At 46.8% G+C, this 7,158-nt stretch carries 6 protein-coding genes and 1 rRNA gene; 1 reads left to right on the forward strand and 6 read right to left on the reverse strand.

All coding sequences use genetic code 11. From position 1 onward, the window contains the following. Nucleotides 1-130 precede the first annotated feature (130 nt). The 4 genes from clpC to BN6628_RS21725 are packed head-to-tail and all read right to left on the reverse strand — an operon-like array spanning nt 131 to nt 4,704. On the reverse strand, nt 131-2,572 hold the full coding sequence (gene clpC, locus BN6628_RS21710; protein ID WP_068620477.1) for an ATP-dependent protease ATP-binding subunit ClpC: 2,442 nt from the start codon (nt 2,570-2,572) through the stop codon (nt 131-133). 52 nt (nt 2,573-2,624) lie between these two features. Continuing rightward, nucleotides 2,625-3,683 carry a protein-arginine kinase McsB gene (locus tag BN6628_RS21715; RefSeq protein WP_068620479.1) on the reverse strand — a complete coding sequence of 353 codons (1,059 nt, stop codon included), beginning with the start codon at nt 3,681-3,683 and terminating at the stop codon, nt 2,625-2,627. Nucleotides 3,684-3,695: 12 nt separating this feature from the next. Then, on the reverse strand, nt 3,696-4,214 hold the full coding sequence (locus tag BN6628_RS21720; RefSeq protein ID WP_068620481.1) for a protein-arginine kinase activator protein McsA: 519 nt from the start codon (nt 4,212-4,214) through the stop codon (nt 3,696-3,698). Nucleotides 4,215-4,239: 25 nt separating this feature from the next. Next, complete coding sequence (locus BN6628_RS21725) at nt 4,240-4,704, reverse strand: CtsR family transcriptional regulator (RefSeq protein WP_068620482.1); 465 nt, start codon at nt 4,702-4,704, stop codon at nt 4,240-4,242. Between the two features lie 642 nt (nt 4,705-5,346). On the opposite strand from BN6628_RS21725, the gene BN6628_RS21730 reads away from it, so the two are divergent. Then, complete coding sequence (locus tag BN6628_RS21730; protein WP_068620484.1) at nt 5,347-6,498, forward strand: type II asparaginase; 1,152 nt, start codon at nt 5,347-5,349, stop codon at nt 6,496-6,498. Between the two features lie 80 nt (nt 6,499-6,578). Here BN6628_RS21730 and BN6628_RS26480 read toward each other — a convergent pair whose 3' ends face one another. Then, nucleotides 6,579-6,746: a hypothetical protein gene (locus BN6628_RS26480; protein ID WP_187386150.1), complete on the reverse strand. Its 168-nt coding sequence runs from the start codon at nt 6,744-6,746 to the stop codon at nt 6,579-6,581. A 143-nt stretch (nt 6,747-6,889) separates the two neighbouring features. Further along, nucleotides 6,890-7,006: ribosomal RNA gene (rrf, locus tag BN6628_RS21735) — 5S ribosomal RNA — on the reverse strand. Nucleotides 7,007-7,158: the final 152 nt, after the last annotated feature.

Below are 7,158 nucleotides of genomic sequence, written 5' to 3' on the forward strand. Positions count from 1 at the left end.
ACAATCAAAGTTTACCATTTATACTGTTTTATCGTAAAGTTCTAATGAAAATGTTATATCAAAAAACAAAGGGCTGCTTCATCTGAAGGTTAATCAGATGAAGTGCAGCCCCTTTTTGCCTGTATTTAGTTTAGTTTGGTGATAAAGTGCCTGTTCGATTCACCGTGAGAGCCCCGTTCTCTTCGTCGATCACCAGGGAATCTCCTTTTTTGATTGTGCCGGTCAGAAGCTCTTCAGACAAGCGGTCTTCGATGTGCTTTTGAATCGCACGGCGGAGTGGACGCGCACCGTAAGCCGGATCAAAGCCTTCTTTGGCCAGGAATGCCTTGGCTTTGTCTGTGAGCAGGAAGTCCACATCATATTCACGCAGCCGTTTGCGAAGCTCCTCGGACATCAAGGTCACGATTTCGGAAATATGAACCTCTTCCAGGGAGTGGAAGACGATCGTTTCATCAATCCGGTTCAGGAACTCTGGACGGAAGCTCTTTTTGAGCTCACCCATCACTTTATCCTTCATCGTCTCATAATTGGCACCTGCATCGTTTACCGCAGTGAAGCCCAGCGTTGTGTTCTTCTTGATCACATCTGCCCCTACGTTCGAAGTCAGAATAATCAAGGTGTTGCGGAAGTCTACAACGCGGCCCTTGGAATCGGTAAGACGGCCGTCCTCAAGCACTTGAAGCAGAATGTTGAACACTTCAGGATGCGCCTTCTCGATCTCGTCAAGCAGCACTACGGAGTAAGGCTTGCGGCGGACCTTCTCAGTCAACTGGCCGCCTTCTTCGTAGCCCACATATCCTGGAGGCGCTCCAACCAGACGGGCTGTGGAGTGTTTCTCCATGTATTCGGACATGTCAATCCGGATCACCGCATTCTCGTCACCGAACATAGCTTCAGCGAGAGCACGGGCAAGTTCAGTCTTACCTACCCCGGTAGGTCCAAGGAAAATGAAGGAGCCCATAGGCCGCTTCGGATCTTTCAGACCGGCACGGGCCCGGCGAATCGCCCGGCTGACCGCCTTAACGGCCTCATCCTGGCCGATTACACGCTCATGAAGGATCTGCTCCATATTAAGCAGACGCTCGGTTTCTTCTTCCTTCAGCTTGCTGACAGGAATCCCCGTCCAGCTTGCCACTACCTGAGCGATATCTTCCGGAGTAACCTCCGAATCCGTCCGCCCTTGTTTCTCTTTCCACTGATTCTTCGTCACGTCCAGCTCTTCGCGAATCTTCTGCTCGGTATCCCGGAGAGCGGCAGCTTTCTCAAATTCCTGGCTCTGAACAGCAGCGTCCTTCTCCTTGCGGATATCCTCAAGACGGCTTTCCAGCTGTTTCAAATTAGGCGGTGCCGTATAGGAATTCAGTCTGACCTTAGATCCGGCTTCGTCAATAAGGTCAATCGCCTTATCTGGAAGGAAGCGGTCTGGAATATACCGGTCAGACAGCTTTACTGCCTGCTCGATTGCCTCATCAGTAATTTTCACGCGGTGATGAGCTTCATAACGGTCCCGAAGGCCGTGCAGAATCTGGATGGCCTCTTCCGGAGACGGCTGATCGACGGTAATAGGCTGAAAGCGGCGTTCCAGAGCGGCATCCTTCTCGATGTACTTACGGTACTCATCGAGAGTAGTTGCCCCAATGCACTGAAGCTCACCACGAGCCAGGGCCGGCTTTAGAATATTGGAGGCATCGATCGCGCCTTCAGCACCCCCAGCACCGATCAGGGTATGCAGCTCGTCAATGAACAGAATGATGTTACCCGCCTGGCGGATTTCATCCATGATTTTCTTTAGGCGGTCTTCAAATTCACCACGGTATTTGGTTCCGGCTACAACCGAACCCATGTCGAGCGTCATAACTCTCTTCTCCCGAAGAATTTCCGGTATCTCATTGTTAATGATCTTCTGAGCCAATCCTTCGGCGATAGCTGTCTTACCTACACCCGGTTCACCGATAAGCACTGGGTTGTTCTTCGTCCTACGGCTCAGAACCTGGATTACACGTTCAATTTCCTTGCTGCGGCCGATCACCGGATCAAGGTTGCCATCCTTGGCTGTCGCTGTCAAATCACGGGCTAAGCTGTCCAAGGTTGGTGTGTTCACATTCGCCGGAGTGCCATGGTGGCTTGATACGGCTTCACTGCTTCCAAGCAGCTGAAGCACCTGTTGGCGGGCCTTGTTCAGACTAATCCCCAGGTTATTCAGAACGCGTGCTGCCACGCCTTCCCCTTCACGGATTAGCCCAAGCAGAATGTGCTCAGTACCGACATAGGTATGTCCCAGTTTCCGCGCCTCATCCATGGACAATTCGATAACCTTCTTGGCACGCGGTGTATATGCGATATTGGTTGGCTGCTCTTGTCCGCGGCCAATCAGAGTCTCTACTTCATCCTGAATCTTCTCAAGACCCAGACCCAGTCCGATTAACGCTTTAGCTGCAATCCCTTCGCCTTCACGAATCAGACCCAGCAATATATGTTCGGTGCCGATATTATTATGCCCCAAACGAACTGCTTCCTCTTGAGCCAGTGCCAGCACTTTCTGTGCGCGTTCCGTAAATCTTCCAAACATCATATCCCTTACACCTCCATAATATGGTAAGAATTACATGTCTAACTCATTGCATTTATTTACCCAATTTCTCGCGGATCAACTTGGCTCTGTACATATCCCGTTCCCCGCGGTCCATATGTTCATTGAATTTCTTTTGTAGAAAACCTGGCTGTGTCAGCACCGTAAGCTCATTCAGTTCGGAAGCCGACAAATGGTCAATCAAGCCCAGGTCAATGCCCAGTCTCACATCCGACAAGCGCTGTGCAGCTTCCTTGGAATCAATAATAGCGGCATTCGATAAGATACCGTAAGACCGCATGACCCTGTCAGTCATACGAAGCCTGGATTCCAGGAGAAGCTTCTGACGGGCCGTTTTCTCGTGCTCGATAATTTGTAGAACGACACCATGCAGGTTCTCAATAATTTCAGCTTCACTTTGTCCCAGTGTAATCTGATTTGAGATTTGAAACAAGTTACCCATAGCCTCACTGCCCTCACCGTAAATCCCCCGAACCGTCAGACCCACCTGGGTTACAGCCGACAGAATCCGGTTAATCTGCTGCGTCAGAACTAAGGCAGGCAGGTGCATCATGACTGAAGCTCTAAGACCTGTCCCTACATTTGTAGGACAACTGGTCAGATAACCTCTTTTGTCATCAAAGGCATAATCCACATGGGCTTCAAAAATATCATCCACAGCCGTTGCTCTCTCCCAGGCCTCATGGACATGAAAACCGGGATACAGGCACTGAATACGCAGATGGTCCTCCTCATTAATCATGATGCTAAGACTCTCGTCCTCACTAATGATGACCGCTCCATTTCGCGACTCCGTAGCAAGGTTAGGACTAATTAAATGCTTCTCCACAAGAATCTGACGGTCCAAATCTTCCATTTCATCAAGCAGGAGGAGATGCAGTCGACCATATTCACTTAACCGGTTGTCGCCAAGGACTTCTTTTAGCTGCTTCAGCACCTCTTCAGACTGCTGATTAGTGGCCAGCATTGGAAAAGCCAGATGTTGAAGGTTCCGCGCAATCCGTACCCGGCTGCTGATGACAATATCGGATTCATTTCCTCTATGTCTCATCCATTCACTGAGCGGCTGATCTGTAAACCGGAGATTTGGCATAACGCATTCCCCCTATTCTGATGAAATTTCCTTCTCAAGTTCCCGGATCTGATCCCGAAGCTTAGCCGCAGTCTCAAATTCCTCCTGCACAATCATCATCTGCAGCTGCTGCCGCAATTCATCAATCTTACGTTTGGTCTGAATATGGCCGCCGACACGAACCGGCACTTTACCCATATGGGTGGTGTTACCGTGTACTCTCTTGAAGAGAGGGTCCAAGCGGTCGTTAAAATATTTATAACAAGAGCTGCATCCAAACCTTCCCACCTTACTGAATTGGGAGTAGGTCATTCCGCATTCCTTACATTGAAGATTCTCTGTGTTCTTGCTGGTTACCTGCTTTCCGCTAGGACCAATATCCAGCAATCCGGATAACAAGCTGTGAATAGAAAAACCACCTGAAGTTCCCGGTATCATCTCGCCTTTTTCTCTGGCACAGGCTTCACAAATATGAAATTCCGTTTTTTCTCCGTTCACAATTTTGGTGAAATGAAGAGAAGCCGGACGTTTACCGCATTCCTGACAAAGCACAAGATGTCCCTCCTTTGACTGTGGCTTAAGATTTAACTAACAATGATATCAACATAGCTTTCATAATTCTGGCACGAATCTCATCCCGATAAGGAAGCTTGAGCGCCAAAACCTCTCTGGATACAACAGACCTCATCAGATTGGCTTCACGCTCAGTAATGACACGAGCTTCAACCAATTGATAGATTAATCCCTCAGCGGCTGCTTGACCCATCTCATTTCCAATCGTCTGATGCAGATGAGTATGCAGTGAGGTCGGGCCAGGCAGCTCAATCCTGCGGATTCGGACATATCCGCCTCCGCCGCGCTTACTTTCTACCAGGTACCCTTTCTCCAAAGTAAACCTTGTGCTGATCACGTAGTTGATTTGGGAAGGCACACAGGAGAATTTATCGGCTAAATCATTGCGCTGGATCTCAATGGTTCCCTCAGGACTTTCATGCAGAATACTCTTGAGATATTTTTCTATAATATCGGAGATATTTCGCATTCACTCATCCCTCCACTGCTGAAGCGTCTAGCCATTACGAAACGGCAAAAACGATCTCCTGATAAAGTCAACCTGCAGTCAAATCCAACAACTGAACTTTTTAAGACATCGAATAATAAATGGGGTTAAAGAAATAATAACTATACATCAAGTTGACTTTGACTTTCTTTGACCTTGAATTTATTATATCATATTTTCCTCATTTGCCAAGGCCCTTTTTATATTCAGTCTAAAATCCATTGGATCTATAAACGCTCTCTAGGTCAGGTCTTAGCAAAATCCTTTTTATCCACCTCTAGTTATACTTTACCCATCCTACATCCTGTCCATTCGACCCTCCAGTTAATTTACATAGCCATTAACCCACGCTTTGAAACCATTTAACTTGTAGCCACTCAGGGGTTATAAAATAAATCTATCGTCGAAGATCGTTTTATTTATGTAATAAAACCTGACATTCCTATTGTCGAATCATGTAATTTTCATATATACTTTCGTAAATAAGTCGCCACCTTGTAAGATAACATTACATATAATTAAGAAAGGAGCTGAATTTATCGATTTCTTACTTAGTCAAGCTGCTTATTTACTGAATGTATAACCGACCATGATACTCACATAAGTGAAAGGGGATCAACTTCTATGAACTACAAAAAATTCTTCGCTGTATCACTATTAACAGGTACCTTATTTACTACAACACTTCTTACTGGATTAAATCCTTCTTCTGCTCAAGCCAACGAATTCGTAACTACAGGCAAGATAGTAGCTGTGAATTCTACATCTACAGCTCCTTCCGCCACTAAGGCGTTACCCAATATCAAAATTCTGGCCACCGGTGGAACTATAGCCGGATCATCTGCCTCAAACACCGATACAACGGGTTATAAGGCAGGAGCACTTGGTGTCGATACTCTCATTAATGCAGTTCCAGAAATGAAGAGTATGGCTAATGTAAGTGGAGAACAAATTGCCAACGTTGGCAGTCCAGATATCACCAATGAAATTTTGTTGAAACTTGCAAAACGTGTCAACGAACTGCTTGCCCGCAATGATGTTGACGGCATCGTAATTACTCATGGAACGGACACTCTGGAAGAAACGGCCTACTTTCTGAATCTTGTTGTCAAAAGTGATAAGCCTGTTGTCGTAGTAGGGTCAATGCGACCTGCCACCGCGATGAGCGCTGATGGTCCTTTCAACCTGTATAATGCTGTAAAGGTTGCCGCCGACAAGCAGTCGGACGGAAAGGGTGTACTCGTCATGCTTAATGACCGAATCGGTGCTGCCCGGTATATCACCAAGACCAACACCACTGCTGTGGATACATTCAAATCCTCGGAACAGGGTTATCTTGGCGCTGTAGTCGGCGATAAAGTGTACTATTATAATCAACCAACCCGCAAACATACAACAAGCACCCCGTTCGACATTTCCAAGCTCGACAAGCTTCCTCAAGTTGATGTCCTATATGAATATGAGAATAACAGCAGATACTTATACGATGCTGCTGTGGCTGCTGGGGCCAAAGGGATTGTCGTTGCCGGTTCTGGTGACGGTTCGCTATCCAGCGCTTCTGAGGCCGGAGCCATTGATTCCGGGAAAAAGGGTGTGCTCATCGTCCGTTCAACGCGGGTAGGGAGTGGGACAGTTGCTCCTTCATCCGAAGACGCTAAGAGAAACTTTGTGTCCTCAGATTCACTAAATCCACAAAAGTCGCGTATCCTCCTTATGCTGGCTTTAACTCTAACCAATGATGTCAACAAAATCCAAACCTTCTTTAATGAATATTAATCGTACTAATATCCTTCCTCCATCTACAGAACAAATAAAGAACCGTCAGAGATCTCTGACGGTTCTTTGCTGAATTTCAGTTAGTCCCCTTCTTTTTCCTCGGGCACATCATATTTATTAATATGCGCAGTAATGGCTTCCACAGCCTCATTAACATCGGTTGTAGCAGGGACCGCCTTAACTTCATCCTCTGTCTTGTCCAAAAAATTCTGATGATCTGCACGGATCGCTTCAATTTTGTTGCTCATCTGAAATCAACCTCCTAAATTTAAAAATGCCCTCTTATTGTTTCAGAATCAGCTGTATCTATACGTTAATTGAACTGCGTTGTAGATAAAAAAATTTAACACATAAAAAAGCCTTATCGATTATTCGATAAGGCTTACTTTTCGCTTGGCGGCGTCCTACTCTCCCAGGACCCTGCGGTCCAAGTACCATCGGCGCTGGAGGGCTTAACGGTCGTGTTCGGGATGGGTACGCGTGGAACCCCTCCGCCATCGCCACCAAACATGATTTTTCGAAGCTTCCGCTTCTTGAAATCGCTGCAAGAAAATATCCGTCCTTGATAAAGACCCACATCTTCTCATCAGGCTTGATCGCCTGAAAACTAGATACGAAACGAACTTGCGCACCCTTCTAGGAACTGCGTCCTTCGGGTAT

The sequence above is a fragment of the Paenibacillus tuaregi genome (assembly GCF_900086655.1).
In the GTDB taxonomy this organism is placed as follows: Bacteria; Bacillota; Bacilli; order Paenibacillales; family Paenibacillaceae; genus Fontibacillus; species Fontibacillus tuaregi.

Excerpts from the sequence above, each read along its gene's own strand:
- BN6628_RS21725 (WP_068620482.1), bottom strand. The coding sequence starts at position 4,704 with ATGCGAAATATCTCCGATATTATAGAAAAATATCTCAAGAGTATTCTG.
- BN6628_RS21715 (WP_068620479.1), bottom strand. The coding sequence starts at position 3,683 with ATGCCAAATCTCCGGTTTACAGATCAGCCGCTCAGTGAATGGATGAGA.
- BN6628_RS26480 (WP_187386150.1), bottom strand. The coding sequence starts at position 6,746 with ATGAGCAACAAAATTGAAGCGATCCGTGCAGATCATCAGAATTTTTTG.
- BN6628_RS21730 (WP_068620484.1), top strand. The coding sequence starts at position 5,347 with ATGAACTACAAAAAATTCTTCGCTGTATCACTATTAACAGGTACCTTA.
- clpC (WP_068620477.1), bottom strand. The coding sequence starts at position 2,572 with ATGATGTTTGGAAGATTTACGGAACGCGCACAGAAAGTGCTGGCACTG.